We start from the raw sequence: 19,731 nt of genomic DNA on the forward strand, positions 1-19,731 counted from the left end.
GGGGCGTTTTGATCAGCCGCGCATGATGAAAAATGCGGCTTTCTCAAAATCGCCCTTTTTTTTGTAGTAATCCGTAATATCCTGAAGCAGCACTTCCAAATCCACCCACGCTTCAATTTTCTGCAGCTCCAGCACGAGCTTCTGCAATCGGTCGTACGGATCTTCCTGAGAGGTATACAGTGTTTTGAGCGCGGCCAGCTTCAGTTTCATGATGTTGTTCTGCACTTTGTCAGCTATGTATAATCCTTTCTGCAGCACGGTTTGTCCTTCGGCGGAGCATCCGGTTTTAAAAAGTGCTCTGACCGCTTCGTATACACAATGAAGGTAGGAAACGGGAGACTCCTTTTCAAAACGCTGATTGCCCAATACCTTTTTGTAAAAAGGAAGCGCCTCTTTATCTTTTTTCTGAGCGGTCTTTAAAAAACCAAAATTGTAATAAGCGTGGCACAGCAGGTTATTGTCATTGATGCGGTCTGTTATTTTTATGGATTCATTGAAGAGCTGTTCAGCGTCTTCATAGCGTGCCTCGTCTATGTAATTTACGGCGAGAAGCAGCTGGCAGCTGAGCGTTTTTTTGATGTAGCCGAATTCATTTTGATAGATCTTCAGCGCTTTGTTGACATATTGAATGGAAAGCGGAGGCGACTTCATCATGTAATAAGCACCCGCTGTTTTATAATAAAATTCAGCGGCTTCAATACGGTTCTGGATGGCCGGCAGGTACTGTTCGGCTTCTTTAAAGCGGCAGACAGCCCGGTTCGGAGCGCCGTTCACCATATGGAATAACCCTTTAAAAAAATGGAAATAATAAGTTAATTCGTGATCCATCTCATCTTTGCGCCGCTTCAGCTCACAGAACAGTTTATTCAGGCCGTCTTTTTTCTCAAACAGCAGCTGAAACCGTGCAAAAAACAGCTGATATCTGAGATTGAGCTTTGCATTCTTTTGTAATTTGGGGAGATGCTGATTGATTTGTTCGTGAAGGGAACGGGCTAGATCGAATTGGCGTTTTCCCATGGCGTCATACCACTCATTCAGCATCACCAGCGTGCGTTTTTCAGTAAACTTAGCAATCATCTTCCAACCTCTTTGCTTAGGGTAAAAATCTTTATTCATCATAACACATTAATGGACGAGGCTCATTGCCAGCTGGTTACAGTTTATAGCGCGGTTGAAAAAGAAATTGATTCATAATATACTTCCAAATGTACAGATTGGTTACCACTTATACCTTCTATACATACTATTGTCGATGAAGGAGATGTCAAGAGAATGCTTGATACTCAGCAAATTAAAGAAATTATTCCCCATCGCTATCCGTTTCTTCTGGTAGACAGAATTACGGAAGTCGAAGAAGGAAAACGGGCGGCGGGATATAAAAATGTGACGGCGAATGAAGATTTTTTTAACGGCCATTTTCCTGAATACCCTGTTATGCCGGGCGTATTAATCGTAGAGGCTTTGGCGCAGGTCGGAGCTGTGGCGATGCTGATTAAAGAAGAAAACAGGGGCAGACTCGCGTTTTTTGCGGGGATTGATAACTGCCGTTTCAAAAAGCAGGTAAAACCGGGTGACAAGCTGGAGCTTGAAGTGGACATTACACGTGCACGCGGTACGATCGGACGCGGCAAAGGCGTTGCCAAAGTTGACGGCGAGCTCGTGTGTGAAGCCGAATTAACCTTTGCACTCGGAGAATAAAAATAAACAAATGGGCTTATAAAAAAGCCCATTTCGTGTAGAAAGGGGTGAATGTAATGTGGTCAGAATTTAAAAGCTTTGCGATGAAGGGCAATATCATGGATCTGGCAATCGGTGTTGTCATCGGCGGCGCTTTCGGGAAAATCGTGACGTCACTCGTTGAAGATATCATTATGCCGCTTGTCGGTCTTCTTCTTGGCGGCCTTGATTTTTCAGGACTGGCAGTGACATTCGGCGACGCCCACATCAAGTACGGAAGCTTTATACAAACGATTGTGAACTTCTTCATTATTTCATTTTCTATTTTTATTGTGATTCGCACATTAGGCAAGCTGAGACGTAAAAAAGAAGCTGAAGAAGAGGCGGAAGAAGCCGAAGAAACAGATCAGCAGACAGAACTGCTGACTGAAATCAGAGATCTGCTGAAACAGCGGGCGCATCACAATGACTAGGGCATAAAAAAAAGGCTGGATGATTAACGTCCGGCCTTTTTCATGATTATAATTTTTGTTTGAACGCTTCAATCAGCCGGCTGCCTGAGTATCCTTCTTTCACGAGCGACTCCAGAATGCTTTCTGATCCGGGGTGATTTCTTGACACCATTTGACCGTAAATTAAAACTTGTATACTCTTTTCCAGCTCGACGATATTTTTGATGCTTCCCGTCAGCTGGGCGGGACGGTTGCTTTTTTTCGTAATCGTTACAAACACCTTCGCTTCTTTCTGGCTTTTCATCAGCATGTCAAAAAAAGAAAAGTGTTCGGCCGGGACCAGAGCTTCAATTAACCAATGGTTTTCACCGTCTTCTTTATTGATAATCAATCCGTCTAAAAGGGGAAACTGTTCAATCGGCCGATCGTCTTTATCTAAACGTTCCACATTCAGATCAACCAGTTTAAAGGTTTTCATCTCTATTTTCACCCCTGTTGTCCATGTTTTTTCGTTCATTTATTATAACACATATCACTTTTTTCGGGAAAATGCTGTAAGACATGCTTCATCATTTTTGTAGGCGGTCAACATTTAATCATTTCTATTTTTTCATTATAATGTAAAAGAATATAGTCATGGAGAGATGCTTATGAATCAATTGCGCCTGAAGGAAATTTATATAGAAGACGGCTTAAGGCGGGAAGACGATCATTCCTACTTAGTATCCAAAAAGGAAGAGTGCGAGGTGCATCTTAACAGAAGGGGGAATGTCGTCTTTTTGTATGAAACAAAAGACCGCATGGAACAGTATAAAATTCAGCTTTCGCTGACTGATAAAAAGCTGAGTTTTTACTGGTTCGCATGGGACGGCGGAAAGTTTGTCAGGATGTTTGAGAAAAACTGGCTTAAAACGAAACTTTTTTCGCGGCTGCTCAAAAATACATATTACATAAGCGGTCAAAAGAAAAAGTTTTTTTTATCTGAAAGAAAAGCGAAATCATAAGAGAGGCATAAACGGATAACGGTTTTTTCCGCTTTTTGCTTTCAGGAGCTCTTGTACTACAATGAAGCCACCCTCGAAAAGAGAGGAGGATACGGCTTGTTTAACCACGTGATGCTTGTCGGCCGGCTGACGAAAGACCCGGAGCTCCGTTTTACATCAGCGGGCATTGCCGTGGCTCATATTACCTTGGCTGTCAGCCGCAATTTTAAAAGCGCGTCAGGTGAAACCGGAACTGACTTTGTCAACTGCACCATTTGGAGAAAAAGCGCTGAAAACACGGCATTGTACTGCCAAAAAGGGTCATTGGTCGGTGTGAGCGGCAGAATCCAGACGAGAAGCTATGAAAAGACAGACGGCGTAAAAGTTTATGTGACCGAGGTCATGGCTGATACCGTTCGGTTTATGGATCAAAAACGGAAAGAGCCGCTGGCTGAATAACATGCTTTTTTTCCTCTTTTTCCCGCCTTTTGGCGGGCCCCGCAATACCCCCTTCCTATACGCCAGTCGAAAGACTGGTTTTTTTGGTTCGGGGTCTAAAAAATGGTTAAAAAGAAGTGATTTCACTTATAAACACTTAAAATAATTGAATGTTTTAAGATAAAAACTTATAATTACTTACAGATAAGTGACGAAAAAAGGAATGAGGACGTGTATCAAGAAGAAAGACTGATTGCGATAATGGAATATTTGAAACGGCATCGGCGGATCACCGCTGAACAGATATGTTCGCTGCTTCATATTTCAAGAGACACCGCAAGACGGGACCTTGTCAAGCTGAAAGAGCGCGGGGCCATTATCAGAACACGGGGCGGCGCGATTCTGCCGTCTGTGCATCAGGAAGTGCCTGGCTATTCCGGCCGGCTGAAAACCGTTTCTGAAGAGAAAAGCAAAATCGGCAGACTGGCCGCCTCCCTGATCCATAAAGGAGACCGGATCATCCTGGATACCTCCACAACCGTGCAGGCCTGCGCCGAACATTTAAATGTCACCGGCTGCACTGTTATTACAAATTCGATCAATCAGGCCGATATCCTCTCTGCAAAAGAGGGAATTGACATTCATCTGCTCGGCGGGAAGCTGCAAAAGGAACATCGGTTTTTATACGGCGCTTCTGTGGTGGAAAAACTGGGGGATTATCACGCCGATAAGGTGCTGATCGGCGTTGTCGGCATCTCGGAAAACGGTCTGACGATACCGCATGAAGAAGACGGCATGGTCAAGCGTAAAATGATCCGGCAGGCGGAACAGGTGATTGCGCTGAGCGATCATTCCAAGCTTGGCCGTACGAGTTTTTATCAATATGCAGACCTGCACGAGGTTGACCTGCTGATCACCGATCGGCTGCCTGATCAGGATTTTTGCGATCTGCTCGACCGGCACGGCGTAGAATTGCTTGTAACTGATTCTGAAGAAGAGGATGAGGACATGTGAAACTGATTGCCATAGATCTGGACGGCACACTGCTGAACAGCAGTCATCAAGTAAGCGATGAAAACGAGCGGGCTTTAAGGGAAGCCCGGCAAGCGGGAATTGAAATCGTGGTGTCCACGGGACGCGCGCATTTTGACGTGCACTCCATATTCGAACCGCTCGGCATAAAAACATGGATTATCAGCGCAAACGGAGCCGCCATTCATGCTCCTGACGGCAGCCTGTACCATTGTGATGCGATTGAAGAAACAAGGGCCCGGGGGATTTTATCCTGGCTTGAAGAGAATCAATATTACTATGAGGTGTTTACAAACAAAGCCATCTATACGCCTGAAACCGGCAGGGAGCTGCTCGATATCGAAATGGATCGGGTAAAAAGCGCCAATCCGGAAACCGACCTTTCTATTTTGGAGCAGGCGGCTTCTGTGCAATACAGCCAGTCAGGCTTTGCTTACATTCAATCATACCGTGAGCTCTTTGAGAAAGAAGAACGTCTGGATTTTTACAACATTCTCGGGTTTTCGTTTGATGAGCGGAAGCTGAAAGCGGGCTGGGACCGATTCAGCGATCAGAAAGACCTCACCCTTGTCAGCTCTGCCGATCACAATTTTGAACTGTCGTCGCGCCATGCTTCTAAAGGGCAGGCGCTTAAACGGCTGGCGCAAAAGCTCGGCATTCCGATGGCTGAAACCGCAGCGGTCGGTGACAGCTTAAATGATTACTCAATGCTTCAGGCGGCCGGAAAAGGCATAGCGATGGGAAATGCGAGAGAAGACATTAAAGAGATCGCTGACGCCGTTACATTGACAAATGATCAAAACGGCGTTGCGCATATGATCAGGAATTTACTTTAAAAGGTTTGGCGATACTGTTCACGACTGGCGTGACGCATTCATGGCAAATGCGGCGTAACAGTAAGGACGGCATTTTAAAAGACCGGCTCTTCCGAGAGAGCCGGCCTTTTTGCGTTTAATGTGATTGCGCCGATGCGCTGAGGGTGAATAATTCTTCAAGCTCATCGGATGACAGCTCGGTAATCCAATTTTCACTTTGGATAATCTGATCGTTCAGCGTTTGTTTCGTTTCGAGCATGGCATCAATTTTTTCTTCAATCGTTCCCGTCGTAATTAATTTGTGCACGTGGACGAACCGCTCCTGGCCGATTCGGTAGGCGCGGTCGGTCGCCTGGTTTTCCACCGCCGGATTCCACCATCTGTCATAGTGAATGACGTGATTGGCAGCTGTCAGGTTCAGACCGGTTCCGCCCGCTTTCAGTGACAAAATCAGTGTCGGGTATTCTTTCTTCTGGAACCGTTCCACAAGGGAATCGCGTTCCTGCTTGGACAGGCTTCCGTTTAAAAACTGAACAGGCTCTCCGAATGTTTTTTCCAAGAGGCGCTTCATCATGTTGCCCATCTGAATGTATTGGGTGAAAATGAGGCAGCTTTCCCCTTGTCCGCGGATCGTCGCCATTAAGTCAAGCAGCTTTTCCAGTTTGACGGATCTCCCGTTTAACAGCTCTGTCTGTTCTTCCTTCAAATAGAGCGCAGGATGGTCGCATATTTGCTTCAAGCGGCCGAGCATGCTCAAAATCAGCGCTTTCCGCTGCATGCCGGTCAGAGAAGCCATATGTTCAAATGTATCTTTGACAAGCTGCTCATAAAGGGAGGCCTGTTCGGCCGAGAGCGGGATAAACTCTTTTTGTTCCAGCTTGTCAGGGAGATTAAGCGCCACTTCTTCATCCCGTTTTGTCCGGCGCAGTAAAAACGGCCGGATTAACTGCTGAAGCTGGTTGATTCTTTTTTCGTCACGGTCTTTTTCAATCGGCAGCACATAGCGTTTATGAAAGCCGGTCAGGCTGCCGAGATAGCCTTTGTTCATAAAATCAAAGATCGACCAAAGCTCTGTCAGGCGGTTTTCCATCGGTGTTCCGCTCAGCGCGATATGATGGACGCCTTTCAGCTTTCTGATCGCGCGGGACTGCTTCGTATGCGCGTTTTTAATATTTTGCGCTTCATCAAGGCAGATGGTGCTCCATGTCACGGAAGAAAGCTCTTCCTGATCGGCGTGCGAGAGGCCGTAAGAAGTAAGAACGACATCCGCGTCTTGATAGGCCGGGACAAATGCTTCTTCCTTCGGCCGGCGGGGTCCGTAATGAAGCACGGCCTTCAGCTGCGGCGCGAAGGTCTGGAGCTCACGCTGCCAGTTGCCGAGCACCGATGTCGGCGCAATGATTAAGGCAGGCGCTTTTTGCCGGCCGCTTTCCTTCACATGAAGAAAATAGGCGATCATCTGAATCGTCTTTCCAAGTCCCATATCATCTGCGAGACAGGCGCCGAAGCCGTTTTCCCGCAGGAAGAGAAGCCAGTTCATGCCGTACACCTGATAAGGGCGGAGCTGTCCCTGAAACGCGGCGCTGACTTCATGCTCCGGCAGATCCCGGGCCTCCGTCAGTTTGCGGATCAGGCTTCTGAGCTGCTTTGATAATTCGATCTTGATCCCGGCAAATGCCGATGAGTCAATGATGTCCGTGTCCTCGGCTCCGTTTTCCCCGTGATCCATCAGTTCGCGCGCCAGCACGTCGGACATGTGGAGACCCTCAGATTCCGCTTTTTCCATCAGTTTTTTCATCTGTTTAATAAATTGCGGATCAATTTTCACCCATTGGCCGCGGATGTTGACGAGACGTCTGTTGTTTGCGACAAGCTCATTGAATTCATCCTCTGTCAGCTCAATTCCGTTTGTGGCGAATCTCCAGTTGAAATCAAGCAGGGCATTCATGCCGACGAAGGACTCGCCCCGCGGCGAGGATGACACTTTTGCTTTGAGCATCATATTGCTTTCCCGGACAATCTGCCACCACGATGGAAGAAGAATCTCCACGCCCATATCGACAAGCGTTTCACTCGCTTCCGATAAGAAGATCCAAGCTTCTTCTTCAGAAATGAGCGTCGTTCCCGAATCAAATGAAAGCCAGGGAACCGTTCGGCGGAAGCGGTCCTGTTCACGCGCGATTTTTCCGCTGTATGCCTGCCACGCTTTTTTCAGCCCCTTCAGTCCGTCGAAAAAGGTGATGGCTCCGGTTTTTTTCTCGCGTAAAAACATTTCGATTTTCCAGTCGTCACCGTCAAAATCAGGCTCGTTTAATCGCAGCCCGACGGTAAACGGCGTCAGATCATCATTCCAGCCGATTCCCTCAAGAAAATCATCTTCGTCCAAAAAGGAGCCTTTAAACGTATGAACGGCCGGCGAACGGGTTTCGATCTGCTGCCATTTTTCCCGCAGGTCATCATTGTACTGAATGTAGTCCTGAACCGCGGCCGAGAACCAGTCTGCCGTAAAGCCTTCCAGCAAAAGCTCGCGGTCTTTGAAGCGCAGGACGCCGTTTTGCCAAGCGTCATAATCCGGAAGAAAATCGCCGTCGGCTATAAATTCGTAGATCGTCGAAGCCGCTTCGATTAATGGTTCTGTTTCCTTTGTCAGCTGAACGGTGCTGAATGAATTGAACGAGTTTTTTCCGAGCAGCTCGACGGTCATCCACGGACTGAGCAGAACGGCCGGGGTGCCGATGAAGCTGACGTCTTCAAGAAACGTTCCGTAAAAGGTGGACTCATGCCATTGGAACAGATGAGTCTTCATCTGACTGAGCGTGAGCGGCTGTTCTTTCTCATCATGGCTTGACAGCGTAAATGTCCAATCTTCCATTTGTTCTACATGAATGAAAATTTCCTTAAGACTCGCCATCAATCAACTTTCCTTTCTGCAATTCTTCTTGAAGGGCGCGCAGCCTCTTGTAGCTTGCACTCAGCTGGCTGATATACCGCTCCCAAACCTGCTGTTTTTTTGCCTTTTTATAAAGCGTCCGCAGTTTTTTCAGATGGCGCGCAGCCTCTTTATAGGCGCTGCGGTTTTTTTGGTCGATAAAAAAGGCCGCCGCCCGGTGATAGGAGGGGATGAGCGCTTCCGGATCACTGGCGGCAATTTCCTTCAGGATGTCCTTTTCGATTTCCCAGACGGAAAAACCGACGAGGCTGTGAATCTCCACCCACTCCGCATACCGCCGTTTTTCGTACAGATACTGGCTGTATTCTGTAAAGGTATAGGGAAGGCAGCCGGAGGCAAACCGTTCAAACAGCTGATCATCCCGTGAGTGCCGCGCATAATCCGCCAGCAGCACAAACAGCTCTCCGATAATATCGCGCATTTCTTTAAACGGCTTATCAAGTTTCGTGTAGTTCACGGCAAGAGGTTCGATCTGACCGTACCATGTTTTCAGCCGTTTCCAGTCTTTTTTGGCGGTGAGCTCACTGAGCCATTGAAAGGTATAAGGCAGCGCTTCGGAAGGGAAGCGAGACATATCTTCAAAGACCGCTGCATCATCTTTTTGCAAAAAGGCCAAATGAAGCCGTCCGAACCGTACTTCCGGCGAAAAACGGCGGCCGCTTTCCTGTGCGAGAATCTCCTGTTCACGCGCGACCCATTTCGGCCGGTTCAAAAGCGCGCTCCAAACTTCACCGAATACCCGGAGGCGTTCGTATTGAAAAAGCTCCTCTTTCAGCAGAAGCCTGCGGATCACCGGAGGCGTCCGGTCCAAAAAGGGATCAAGCGAGAAAGACAAGGCATACGTTTTCAGTCTGTCAATGGAGGAGTAAATCGTATCCAACAGCTGTTCAACGTATGGATTGATGCTGTAATAATCTTTTTCGGCATCCAGTCTGCCTGACTCAATCAAAGTAAACATGTGAAGCCAGACGGCAAGCGCCGAATGAATCTGATATAAGCTTTTGAGCTCGGGTTTTTTCGGGGCATGTTTTTTGAGCGCTGACAAATAGCCGTAATAAAGCCCCTGCATCGTCTGGCTTCCGGCCGGCGTCCGCGCCTCCCACAGCGAGAATTCCGAATCAAAAAAAGCGAGCCAGCTTGACAGCGACTCTTCATTCGGCAGCACTTTTTCCTGAAACTGCCGGCGGACAAGCTCCTTGCTTTCCTCAAGCTTTTCTCTTTCCAGCCAATGCTCGGTAAAGGAACCGACCCGTTCAAATTGGGCATATACGTAAAGAAAAACGGCCAGCACGTGGCGGCAGATCGCCTCAGACGGGCATGCGCAGCCGCTTTTCACCATGAAAAATAAGTTCAGCGTGACCCTTACAGGCACAACATCCTGCACATACGCGGAAACCTCTGTCGGGGTTTGAACCTGTATACGATAGACGGAATCCTGCCGATATAAAATGAGTGCTTTCTTCATCAGCTGAACATTGTCTTCATTGTAAGGAAGAAGTTCTTTAAGCTGTTCAGCCGCTGCGAGCACATCTTCTTTAGCAATCATATCCTGAAGCATGATTATCGCTCCTAACGAGTCACAAAATAAAAAGATTCCAATTCCTCTATTATATCGCAACACATGGTCCGGAAAAAGTTTTTCCTAAAAAAGGACATAAAAACCCGAGTGTGTCGAATGATGTATTAGAGATTGCAAAACAGCACCCGACAGCATATAATAATCTTGTTTTCAATTTAATGGAAGCCGAAAGGAAACGAATGATGAAGAAAACGAAGTTAGATCAAGAGGAGTTTCTGAAGATTTTAATGCATGCGCACGACATCGGTGAGCAGTCCTCTGAGATGACCACAAAAGAAATGCTTGAGAATTTGATTTCTCATATTAAAAATGGATATGCAACATAAAGTCCCGCGGGCTCTTGACCGCGGGATTTTTTATTGTTCCTGTGATAACAGCGTATAAAGCGCTTACAAAAATAAACCGAATAGAAGTGTTTGTGTATTTTTGTCGAATATTGTCATTTGAAAAGGTTAGAAATGACAGTTCAAATCTGTATAATCGTAATTGGAAAAGTTCATTGGAGGGAATAGGAATACACGGAAAGTGATATGGAGGTTATATGGGAGAATCCGCAAGCATAAAAGAAATATTCGCAATACTGAGAAAGCGTCTGCTGTTTATACTTATTATCACCGCGGCGGCATCTGCCGCAGGCGGACTCATCAGTTTCTTCGCTCTTACGCCGGTCTATGAAAATTCAACGCAAATTTTGGTCAGTCAATCCAAAAACAATCAAAAAGAAGTCCAATTCAATGACGTTCAAACCAACCTCCAATTAATCAACACGTATAATGTCATCATCAAAAGCCCGGTCATCCTCGATGAGGTGATTAAAGAGCTGAATCTGTCCATGACTTCGAAAGAGCTGGAATCGAAAATCACGGTATCCAGCGAGCAGGATTCACAAGTCGTGACGATCGCCGTGCGGGATACGGATGCAAAGCGGGCGGCCGTTATGGCAAATACGGTTGCAGCCGTTTTTCAGGACAAGATCACGGCCATCATGAATGTGGATAATGTCAGCATTCTTTCAAAGGCCGAAGCGGCGGACAGCCAGTCACCGGCAGAGCCTAACCGTAAGCTGAACATCGCGATTGCGTTTGCGGCCGGACTTTTGGGCGGAATCGGTCTCGCCTTTTTGCTGGAACATCTGGATAATACGATCAAATCGGAGGAACAGCTGGAATCGCTGCTCGGCATCCCGGTCTTGGGAACGGTTACTTCAATCAGCGCAAAAGACAGCGTTGCCAAAAATTTGAGGATGGCAGAAACCAAACAAGCGGGAGGCGGACAAGTTGACGCGTAAAAAAGACAAGCCGGCAAAACGAAGCGTGATTACGATGTCAGAGCCGAAGTCCATCAACTCAGAACAATATCGGACGATCCGTACAAACATTGAATTTTCTTCCGTCGATACGGAGGTGAAGTCCCTTTTAATCACATCTGCAGGTCCGGAAGAAGGAAAGTCGACTACCGCGGCCAATCTTGCCGTCGTATTTGCCCAGCAGGGGAAAAAAGTGCTTTTAATTGATGCGGATCTGCGCAAACCGACGGTTCATTTCACCTTCAAATTGGATAACGGAACCGGCTTAACGTCGCTGCTGTTACAACAGATTCCGTTTCAGAAAGCCGTCCTGCGGGCTGAGGAAGCCAATCTCGATATTTTAACGAGCGGGCCGATCCCGCCCAATCCGGCGGAGCTTTTATCGACGGGGGCCATGAGAGATCTTCTGTCAGAAGCATCCGCAGTTTATGATAAGGTGATTTTAGACACGCCTCCCGTTTTGGCCGTAGCCGATACGAAAATATTAGGCAGCTATACTGACGGGGCCATTATGGTGATTTCAAGCGGGAAAACGGACAAGGAAAAAGCGGCCAAGGCGAAAGAAGCGCTCGATTATTACCCGTGCAAGCTCCTCGGAGCCGTGATGAACGGAAAAAAACAAACGAAACACTCGGACTACGCCTATTATGGACAGTAATGTCATAATGGGCGCGGTCCATTCTTTTTAAGAAGGAGGGATTAAAATATGATAGATATCCATTGTCACATCCTTCCTTCCATAGACGACGGCGCGGCGGATGATACAGAAAGCCTCGAGATGGCGAGAGAAGCGGTCCGACAGGGAATTGATACGATCATTGCGACGCCGCATCACGTGAAATACCGCTATGACACGGACCGGCATACGGTCAAAGAAGCGGTCAGCCTGTTAAACAAACGTTTGAATAAGGAAGGCATTCCGCTCACCGTTCTGCCCGGCCAGGAAATCAGAACAGACGGAGATCTGCTGGCAGGTCTTCAAAGCGGCCCGCTTATCCCGCTCCATCATACAAAGTATGTGCTGGCGGAGTTTCCGGCGGATCATGTTCCGGCCTATGCCGAACGGCTATTTTATGAATTGCAGCTGAGGGGATATGTCCCTGTCATCGCCCACCCGGAGCGGAACAGAGAAATCCGCGAAAATCCGTCCGTCCTTTACAGTCTTGTAAAGAAAGGCGCTGCTGCCCAAGTGACGGCCGGCTGCCTTGCCGGAGCATTCGGTCGGAAAGCGAAGAGCTTTTCACTGCAGCTTATTGAAGCGAATTTGATCCACTTTCTCGCATCTGACGCTCATAATCTCGGGTCGAGAAATTTTTATTATCAGGAGGCGCTCGGTGTTCTGAAAAAAGAAGCCGGGGCGGAGCTGGTTTATATGCTTACGGAAAACGCGGCGCTTCTCGTTGAAAACAAAGCCGTTTATAAGGAACCTCCGCTGCCTGTGGCCCGCCGTAAGCGCTGGGGTCTTTTTTAACCATCTTCCCTACCCCGTTTAAATGAAGCATAAGCGGCTGTTTTGCAAGATGATCTTTTTATGCTTATGCTATAATCAGCGGCCGGCGCCGTTTTTTCTATCATGACCGCAGGCTACCGGCATTCTGCCGGCGCCGGGATCATATGCTAATAACGGTAAGCTGCCCAGCAGCAATTTCTAAACGGTTGGGGGAACACGATGAAAATAACAGTGATCGGAACAGGCTACGTCGGTCTTGTGACAGGAGTGTCTCTTTCAGAAATCGGCCATGACGTAACATGTATAGATATTGACGAACGTAAGGTTGAGCAGATGAGAAAGGGAATATCCCCTATCTTTGAACCGGGCCTTGAAGATATGATGAAACGAAACATCGGCCGGCATCGGCTGGCCTTTGAAACGAGCTACGAAAAAGGGCTTGCGGAAGCAGAGGTTATTTTTATAGCGGTCGGAACGCCGCAAAAAGAAGACGGGCACGCAAACCTTACCTATATTGAAAATGTCGCCGAACGGATTGCCGAATCTATTTCTAAAGATGCGATCGTCGTGACAAAAAGCACGGTTCCCGTGGGAACGAATGACAGGATCAGCGAAGTTATTCATTCACGGCTGAAATCGGACGTAAATATTTCAATCGCCTCGAACCCGGAATTTCTCCGTGAAGGTTCGGCGATTCACGATACCTTTCACGGCGACCGCATCGTAATCGGAACTGAAGATCGGCAGACGGGAGAAACGCTTGACCGGGTTTTCGCGCCGTTTGCCATTCCGGTTTATCATACGGATATCAGAAGCGCCGAGATGATCAAATATGCATCGAACGCTTTTTTAGCGGCAAAGATCAGTTTTATTAATGAAATTTCCAATATATGTGAAAAAGTCGGTGCGGATGTGGAATCAGTCGCACACGGAATGGGATTGGATAAACGGATCGGCAATCAATTCTTAAGAGCCGGCATCGGCTACGGGGGGTCCTGCTTTCCGAAGGATACAAACGCCCTCGTGCAGATCGCGGGACATGTGGAGCATGATTTTGAATTGCTGAAGTCCGTCATTAAAGTCAACAATAACCAGCAGTCCATGCTGGTTGATAAAGTGCTGAACAGGCTCGGCGGAGTTACGGGAAAAACCATAGCGTTATTAGGGCTGTCTTTTAAGCCGAATACTGATGATATGCGGGATGCGCCGTCCATTGTCATTGCGGATCGTCTGGCGGCTCTTGACGCCCGGATGACAGCGTACGATCCGATCGCTTCATTCCGGGCTTCCGAGCTGCTTCCGCCCGGGGTTTCCTATCGGGAGTCTATAGAAGAAGCGGTCAGGGGAGCTGATGCCGTTCTGATTTTGACAGACTGGGAAGATATTAAGCATTTTCCGCTTGAAGCCTACAAAGAGCTGATGGAAACTCCGGTTATTTTCGACGGGAGAAACTGCCACTCGCTTAAAGAAGCGGAACAGGCGGGCGTGGAATATATCTCAATCGGAAGAAAAGCCGTCCTGCCTCAGACTGATTCTGTCACTTGAAAGGCCGGCCTCCGCGCCGGCCTTTATTATATTTATAATGATGATACACGGCAAAGGAGACGGTTATTGATAACCGGCTCCTTTTTTTAGGGAATTTATCATGGATATATAGAGGAGGTCTGTGAATGAACGTGCCGATTGCATGAGTCTTTTGGCGTTAATAAAGAGCACCTCGGCTGCTGAAAATAAGCCGTTTAACCTATTTAAGCTGCTTTCTGTCTATTTTAAAATATAATATATGGAAATATAGTATGGAAAAGTCTGTGCTTTTTGTACGACTTTTTGCGTAAGACGAGGTGAAAACAGATGAGCCATTCAAGCACATTAAGCCATATTAACAGCACAATCAGTCATAAACTGGGCGAGATCGAACACCAAATTGATAAATTAAAAGAAGCGAAGAGAGATATAGAATCTCTGCAGGAAGAGGGCATGTCTGAAATCAAAGACATCCTCAGACCGCACCTGGATCATCATTGGACCGGCACTTTCGCTGAAGATTTTGATGAGCGGCGCGATCAGGCCCATACAGAGGCATACAGAATCGTTACAGACAAATACGACGGGTATATTTATCGGATCGGCTTAAAGATGACACAGCTTGAAATTGAAAAAGGAGGGCTCCTTGCCGCCAGAAGCATCGCGAGAGAAGCAGAGCACCTGCTGACGCTTGGTGAAGAAGCCCTTGACGCCGTGGGAGACAAAATACAATCAATCAAAAGAAGCTGGAGTTGGTTTTAATGACAGAAATAAAACTCAAATACGGAGCCGTCATGAAACAGCTTGAATCCGTCAGCAGCGCGCTGGAGGCCGTTTCGATCGGGAATGCGGGTTCAAACGGGAAAAACAAGCTTGACTATACCTCCAAGTACCACTCCCGCGAGGCAAAGCTTGTATCCATGATCAGCGAATATAAGCAAGCCGTTCATAAGAACATCGCGGACGTAAAAGACAATGTAGACTCCCTGAAAGAACAGGACGAGGCGATCGCCGTAAAATAACGAAAGAAAGGACTTGCCGATGAGCAAAGTGTTTGAATCACAATCGTTAACGGATGAAGCAGACAAGAGAAAGAAACAATACGAAGCTCTTGAAGAACAGCTGAATGCGCTCAAAAAAGCCTTTCAAGGCATGGCTGATCTGGGTGATGCTTTGAAAGGAAAAGGCGCAGACAATATAAAGGATTTCTTTCAGGGACAAGCGGAAATCGCCGAAAGCTGGCTGACGCTTGTTTCTGCTCAAATTGCGTTTTTAAACGGCATTTCAGGTGATATTAAAGATCAAGAACTCAGCGATTCATATGTGGAGACTTCGTTTTTGGAGCATGAGCTGCCCAACGCGGACTTGAAAGCTTCAGAGATTGTCTCCGCCCATAAAGCCGAAATCGACTCCATCTTGTCAGGCATCAGCGATATTATTCATCTCGACACGTATACGCTTGATGATTACGCAGATAAGATGGGCGATGCCCAGAAAACCAGACGTGACACGATCACGGCAGTCGATAAGCTTGATGAATCCCTGACCACTGAATATCAAAATTTAGAATCTCTGGACAACGCGGTTCTCAGCAAATATTCCGTTCTCATGCAAGCCACCAGCAACGGGAAAAGCGCATCCCCTATGTACTATGACAAAAAAGCCTTCCACAGCAATGAAATCTACAAAAGCGTCATTGAAGCAGAAAAGCAGGGAACGGACTATATTGATGCAAAAGCCCAGCAGGCCGAAGCAAGACGGCTTCAGGAAAAGGCTGAAAAAGAAGCCAATAAACCATGGTACGAGAAAACATGGGACGGTATCTGCAACTTTACCGGAGAAGTCACTGGCTATTATGATTATAAAAGAGCAGCCGAAGGCGTTGATCCGGTGACCGGAGAAAAACTCTCCACCGCCGAACGCGTCACAGCGGGAGCGATGGCCGCCGCCGGATTCATACCGGTCGTCGGCTGGGCGGGCCGCGCTTTCAAAGGCGGAAAAGCCATCTACAAAACCGGAAAAACCGTCATGGCCGCAGAACACGCTTTAGACGTCTATAAAACCGGAAAATCCTTAGACATTCTCAAAATGACAGAAATGGGCGCATACGGCCTCGTCGCCTCAAACGGTTTTTCAGAAGCCGTCACAGGCAGAGATATGTTCGGAAACAAAGTGTCTGAGGAGAAGCGGAAAACGGGTGCGCTGGAAGCGGCGTTGAGTTTGGTTGGTGCCGGCGCATTGGCGAAACATGTAAACACAGGCATCCCGCTTGCAACCCATTCAAAAGTTCAAACAGCTAACAAGACACTAGAAAAAGTAAAACAATTCAAAGTCCCAACAAATGTCCGCGTGTACGCAGAACGCCCTGTAACTCCGGATGGCTTCACATTCGGAATCCCGACAGTACGTGTAGATGTGGAAAAGACGGCTGTTAAGGATCTTGGGATTGTGAAGATGGCGGGTAAATGGAATAATGACGGAAAATACGATCGAATTAGAGGATATAAAGGCAGAGAACTATCAAACTACGATAATAAGTATTTAATTGATCCTAGGCTTGTAGTAGAGATGAATTTTAAGGGGAAGGGGAAATCTGGGACAAATGCTGCTGGCTGGGAGAGAAATGCGAAAAAGTTTTTTAACACGCTGCTAAAAAGTAATCCTGAGTTTTGGAGTGTTGAAAATACTGCTAAGATTAAAAGAGGAAGAGTCCCAGTTGTTGATGAACAATTTATAAAACATTTTCCACAGTATGCAGATTACTTAAAAGACCCAATGAGACATCATCATATTGGAGAAGGAGGCCAGGCCGCGGCTTTACCTAAAAGTCTTCACCCTGGGTATGGTGGTATTCATAATGTTGAGAAAGAATGGGGAATTACTGGGGTAGACGATCAAATTGCGAATAGACTAGAAACATTCAGAAAAGAATCAGGAAGGTGACACGATGTTATTACCCGAAGAATTTAATCGAAGTTGGGATGTTAATAAAAATGGTCCGATATTAAAGTTTCCATATGATGACTTAGTAGAGACTCCTTTTTCGGAGGAATTTAAAAAATTTATTTCTTTAGGAGGTTTACCTGAAACCCCTCCGCCATATTTGGATTTCACTTCTTTTCAAACATCATTTAAACCAATTACAAGTATCTTTGATGTGTCGGAAGCGTTTCGAAAATATTGGTTGTTAGGTTCTACTGGTTCCGGAGATCCAATTTGTATTATAGAAAATAACGAGAGAATTGTTTATTTAGATAATGGTAATGAATATAAAGAAGTATTTATTAACTCTTCAATAAATCAATTTGCAGAAAGTATACTGCTTTTCTCAGAAATGATTGACAAAGCTATTCAAATTAATGGAGAAGATGCTTTTATCGACAATGATATTCCTGAATATGTAATTGAATGGTTGAAAGAAGAACTGAAAAGAGTAGACTCAAATTGTATAAATGAAGGGAGCTTCTGGGGTATTGAAATAGAAAGTTTATATGAATAATGAATTTTCATTTTGATGCGTTGAGACCTGATCAGAGAAAGATGTCTTAACAAAGGATATTATTTCATCTCATATAGTTAAAGTAGATGATTGCTTCTGGATTTAGCGTATGAGTTTAACTGATAGTCCTTTAACTTATGCAATTTATGTAATGGATAATAATTGGAGCGTCATTTGAAATAAAAATTTCCTGAGCATAAATTTGTTGTAAAAAGCAGGTATTATACTGTACCTGCTTTTTAGTTTTTGCTTTTTATGAAAACTGGAGAGAAACCTTAACCTTGGAGTTACTAAAAAACTATAGAACTCCTACTTGGAGTGGTTTTACGCTTTTCAGGTTTTTTATAGGTATGAAACTAAAGAGGGGAGGGTAAAACAAAAAGCCTTCTTTTTTGCAAAGAGGAGGGGGCTACAGAGGAATTATGGGAAAGGTGGTTAAATAAATGAGTAGTTACGGTAAATATAGCGATTTAGTGGAAGAGGTAATTGACTTTATTAAGCACGGAGAATTATTTAAGAATAATAATCGGAATTTGTCTGATATTACACTTATAGAAGATTTTGAGATAGCGCAACAATTAGCATGGTCTCAAGATACTGATGAAGTTGAAGTAGTTTGGCAAGATGTAAAATCAAATGAAAGCGGACAGTTATTGGGTATAATTTTAAGTGATGATCACTTAAAAACATTAGATGAAGAATTGTCGAATATTTTCAATTCTGATGATAACTATTCTGAAGATTTCATTCCTATGGATTTTTGGGATATTGCTGAAGAAGTAGAGTCAGATCTGTATAAATGTGCAATCAATCGTCTGGTAAACGGTAATAAAGACAATCTTTTTGAGAAAATGTTTCAAGTGTATAAAACAGGCGGATGGCCTTGTGGGTGGAAAGGTATATATCCTGAAGGTCAATTAGTCGCTTTTATACCCCCTAAAGATATGAATGATTAGTTTATTTGGGGTGTACCCAGAAGGAGATTGAACCGGAAGTTATAGCATTGAACCTTATAAAAAATAAAGCTTAGGAAATTAATAGTTACTAAACAGAGGTTCTCATGGAAAGAAAACATATTAAATTAGATGTTCCAAAAGCTAATATACATCCCTTAAGAATAACACAAGGTTGGAAAGTGAATTATAATCATTTTGTTGAAATAGATCCAAGAACTTTAGAACCGAATGATGATTCCTGGTTTTTGTTCACAGACAGTTTGTTGCAGCTTTATCATGAACAATCCTCAATAACGCTTGATTTAGGCTGGGTTCCTGACATTTCTCCTGAAGGTAACTATCTGGTTTTGCTAGTCAAAGATAATGATTGGGAAGATCCTATTAAAGAATTTTCATCAGATGATTATAAAAAAGTGATTTTATATATTGAATATCATTTAAAACAAGTAACAACTACTTGGTGGAAGTAGTTAAATAATAATGGATGAAATAGTTACAAATGAAACATGGAATCAGATTTATTAATGAATACCCTGAAATCGGTGAATTGCTTCATCGTCTATTTGTGAATAGGGAGTTAGACGAATGGTACAAGAGCAAATGCGCAGAGAAAATAAAAGTACCTGATGAATTTACTCAAATAAAAGGTTTGAAAAAAATTGAAGTTAGGGATTTAAACAATCCTTCTGGAGAAATTGATATTCATTTGCAAGATCTTTCTGGGGAAAATGGTTTTCATTTAGAACAGCAAATTAATATGAAAGTATCTAAATTGGTTCCTGTTTATGTACTAGATTATAGTTATTCCCTTAGACATGAATTAATCGATGGGGCTTATGAGGTTGTTGGGACCGCTGAATCTTTAGAATTGATTCAGGGGACCAACTATATTAATAAAATAATGCATGAGAAAGGATTTATTGAACTCAGTTATTTGTATGATTACTATGATACTGTGTATGAGTGGAGTGAATTGCCACATATCCAGCCTTTCAACAGAAGATTAACATTAGGAGATGCCTTGTTTACTGATGTATTAGAATTGCTGTAGTTAAAACTTGCCGTGTTGT

The 19,731-nt window shown here is 45.2% G+C and carries 22 protein-coding genes; 18 read left to right on the forward strand and 4 right to left on the reverse strand.

All coding sequences use genetic code 11. From position 1 onward, the window contains the following. Window positions 1-12: 12 nt before the first annotated feature. Window positions 13-1,077, reverse strand: a complete 1,065-nt coding sequence (locus tag ICW23_RS08795) for a tetratricopeptide repeat protein (RefSeq protein WP_064777929.1) — start codon at window positions 1,075-1,077, stop codon at window positions 13-15. A gap of 195 nt (window positions 1,078-1,272) precedes the next feature. Here ICW23_RS08795 and fabZ point away from each other — a divergent pair, with 195 nt between their 5' ends. Together fabZ and mscL are read left to right on the forward strand one after the other, a co-directional pair. Then, window positions 1,273-1,698: a 3-hydroxyacyl-ACP dehydratase FabZ gene (gene fabZ, locus ICW23_RS08800; protein ID WP_003151242.1), complete on the forward strand. Its 426-nt coding sequence runs from the start codon at window positions 1,273-1,275 to the stop codon at window positions 1,696-1,698. Between the two features lie 56 nt (window positions 1,699-1,754). After that, a complete protein-coding gene (mscL, locus tag ICW23_RS08805) occupies window positions 1,755-2,150 on the forward strand; it encodes a large conductance mechanosensitive channel protein MscL (RefSeq protein WP_049627557.1) in 396 nt (131 codons plus the stop codon). Between the two features lie 46 nt (window positions 2,151-2,196). On the opposite strand, the gene ICW23_RS08810 is transcribed toward mscL, so the two are convergent. After that, the gene (locus ICW23_RS08810; protein WP_016937685.1) at window positions 2,197-2,607 is read right to left on the reverse strand and encodes a YwpF-like family protein; all 411 of its coding nucleotides are present in this window, start codon (window positions 2,605-2,607) and stop codon (window positions 2,197-2,199) included. A gap of 172 nt (window positions 2,608-2,779) precedes the next feature. Here ICW23_RS08810 and ICW23_RS08815 point away from each other — a divergent pair, with 172 nt between their 5' ends. From ICW23_RS08815 to ICW23_RS08830, 4 genes are all read left to right on the forward strand, one after another. Beyond that, window positions 2,780-3,133, forward strand: a complete 354-nt coding sequence (locus tag ICW23_RS08815) for a hypothetical protein (protein WP_060964082.1) — start codon at window positions 2,780-2,782, stop codon at window positions 3,131-3,133. Between the two features lie 96 nt (window positions 3,134-3,229). Next, the gene (ssb, locus tag ICW23_RS08820; RefSeq protein WP_045926379.1) at window positions 3,230-3,571 is read left to right on the forward strand and encodes a single-stranded DNA-binding protein; all 342 of its coding nucleotides are present in this window, start codon (window positions 3,230-3,232) and stop codon (window positions 3,569-3,571) included. A gap of 210 nt (window positions 3,572-3,781) precedes the next feature. Further along, a complete protein-coding gene (locus ICW23_RS08825; RefSeq protein WP_045926380.1) occupies window positions 3,782-4,564 on the forward strand; it encodes a transcriptional regulator GlcR in 783 nt (260 codons plus the stop codon). Then, the gene (locus tag ICW23_RS08830; protein ID WP_049627556.1) at window positions 4,561-5,418 is read left to right on the forward strand and encodes a Cof-type HAD-IIB family hydrolase; all 858 of its coding nucleotides are present in this window, start codon (window positions 4,561-4,563) and stop codon (window positions 5,416-5,418) included. Before ICW23_RS08825 ends, ICW23_RS08830 begins: the two co-directional genes overlap by 4 nt. A 115-nt stretch (window positions 5,419-5,533) precedes the next feature. On the opposite strand, the gene ICW23_RS08835 is transcribed toward ICW23_RS08830, so the two are convergent. Continuing rightward, window positions 5,534-8,308 carry a DEAD/DEAH box helicase gene (locus tag ICW23_RS08835; protein ID WP_188154352.1) on the reverse strand — a complete coding sequence of 925 codons (2,775 nt, stop codon included), beginning with the start codon at window positions 8,306-8,308 and terminating at the stop codon, window positions 5,534-5,536. Then, window positions 8,295-9,905 (reverse strand): SWIM zinc finger family protein, encoded by a 1,611-nt coding sequence (locus tag ICW23_RS08840; protein WP_188154353.1) that lies wholly within the window; start codon window positions 9,903-9,905, stop codon window positions 8,295-8,297. The genes ICW23_RS08835 and ICW23_RS08840 overlap by 14 nt, the downstream gene beginning before the upstream one ends. Before the next feature lie 203 nt (window positions 9,906-10,108). Between ICW23_RS08840 and ICW23_RS08845 the strand changes: the two genes are divergently transcribed. The 12 genes from ICW23_RS08845 (at window position 10,109) to ICW23_RS08900 (ending at window position 19,712) form a co-directional block, all read left to right on the forward strand. Next, a complete protein-coding gene (locus ICW23_RS08845) occupies window positions 10,109-10,252 on the forward strand; it encodes a YwzD family small protein (protein WP_014471134.1) in 144 nt (47 codons plus the stop codon). Between the two features lie 215 nt (window positions 10,253-10,467). After that, a complete protein-coding gene (tkmA, locus tag ICW23_RS08850) occupies window positions 10,468-11,214 on the forward strand; it encodes a protein-tyrosine kinase activator TkmA (RefSeq protein WP_016937692.1) in 747 nt (248 codons plus the stop codon). A gap of 34 nt (window positions 11,215-11,248) precedes the next feature. After that, a complete protein-coding gene (locus ICW23_RS08855; RefSeq protein WP_188154530.1) occupies window positions 11,249-11,890 on the forward strand; it encodes a CpsD/CapB family tyrosine-protein kinase in 642 nt (213 codons plus the stop codon). A 48-nt stretch (window positions 11,891-11,938) separates the two neighbouring features. Next, complete coding sequence (locus tag ICW23_RS08860) at window positions 11,939-12,703, forward strand: tyrosine-protein phosphatase (RefSeq protein WP_188154354.1); 765 nt, start codon at window positions 11,939-11,941, stop codon at window positions 12,701-12,703. A gap of 198 nt (window positions 12,704-12,901) precedes the next feature. After that, window positions 12,902-14,227: a UDP-glucose dehydrogenase family protein gene (locus tag ICW23_RS08865; protein ID WP_188154355.1), complete on the forward strand. Its 1,326-nt coding sequence runs from the start codon at window positions 12,902-12,904 to the stop codon at window positions 14,225-14,227. Between the two features lie 306 nt (window positions 14,228-14,533). Next, window positions 14,534-14,968, forward strand: a complete 435-nt coding sequence (locus ICW23_RS08870; protein WP_188154356.1) for a YwqH-like family protein — start codon at window positions 14,534-14,536, stop codon at window positions 14,966-14,968. After that, window positions 14,968-15,228: a YwqI/YxiC family protein gene (locus ICW23_RS08875; RefSeq protein ID WP_016937698.1), complete on the forward strand. Its 261-nt coding sequence runs from the start codon at window positions 14,968-14,970 to the stop codon at window positions 15,226-15,228. The genes ICW23_RS08870 and ICW23_RS08875 overlap by 1 nt, the downstream gene beginning before the upstream one ends. Before the next feature lie 19 nt (window positions 15,229-15,247). Next, the gene (locus tag ICW23_RS08880) at window positions 15,248-17,149 is read left to right on the forward strand and encodes a T7SS effector LXG polymorphic toxin (RefSeq protein WP_016937699.1); all 1,902 of its coding nucleotides are present in this window, start codon (window positions 15,248-15,250) and stop codon (window positions 17,147-17,149) included. Window positions 17,150-17,153: 4 nt separating this feature from the next. After that, the gene (locus ICW23_RS08885; protein WP_016937700.1) at window positions 17,154-17,705 is read left to right on the forward strand and encodes an SUKH-4 family immunity protein; all 552 of its coding nucleotides are present in this window, start codon (window positions 17,154-17,156) and stop codon (window positions 17,703-17,705) included. 443 nt (window positions 17,706-18,148) lie between these two features. Beyond that, window positions 18,149-18,661, forward strand: coding sequence for a hypothetical protein (locus ICW23_RS08890; protein ID WP_016937701.1), 513 nt, complete (start codon window positions 18,149-18,151; stop codon window positions 18,659-18,661). A 104-nt stretch (window positions 18,662-18,765) separates the two neighbouring features. Beyond that, the gene (locus ICW23_RS08895) at window positions 18,766-19,131 is read left to right on the forward strand and encodes a hypothetical protein (protein ID WP_016937702.1); all 366 of its coding nucleotides are present in this window, start codon (window positions 18,766-18,768) and stop codon (window positions 19,129-19,131) included. A 29-nt stretch (window positions 19,132-19,160) separates the two neighbouring features. Then, window positions 19,161-19,712: a hypothetical protein gene (locus ICW23_RS08900; protein ID WP_099745189.1), complete on the forward strand. Its 552-nt coding sequence runs from the start codon at window positions 19,161-19,163 to the stop codon at window positions 19,710-19,712. Window positions 19,713-19,731 lie beyond the last annotated feature (19 nt).

It is taken from the genome of Bacillus sp. 1021 (assembly GCF_014534735.1).
Classification (GTDB): domain Bacteria; phylum Bacillota; class Bacilli; order Bacillales; family Bacillaceae; genus Bacillus; species Bacillus siamensis.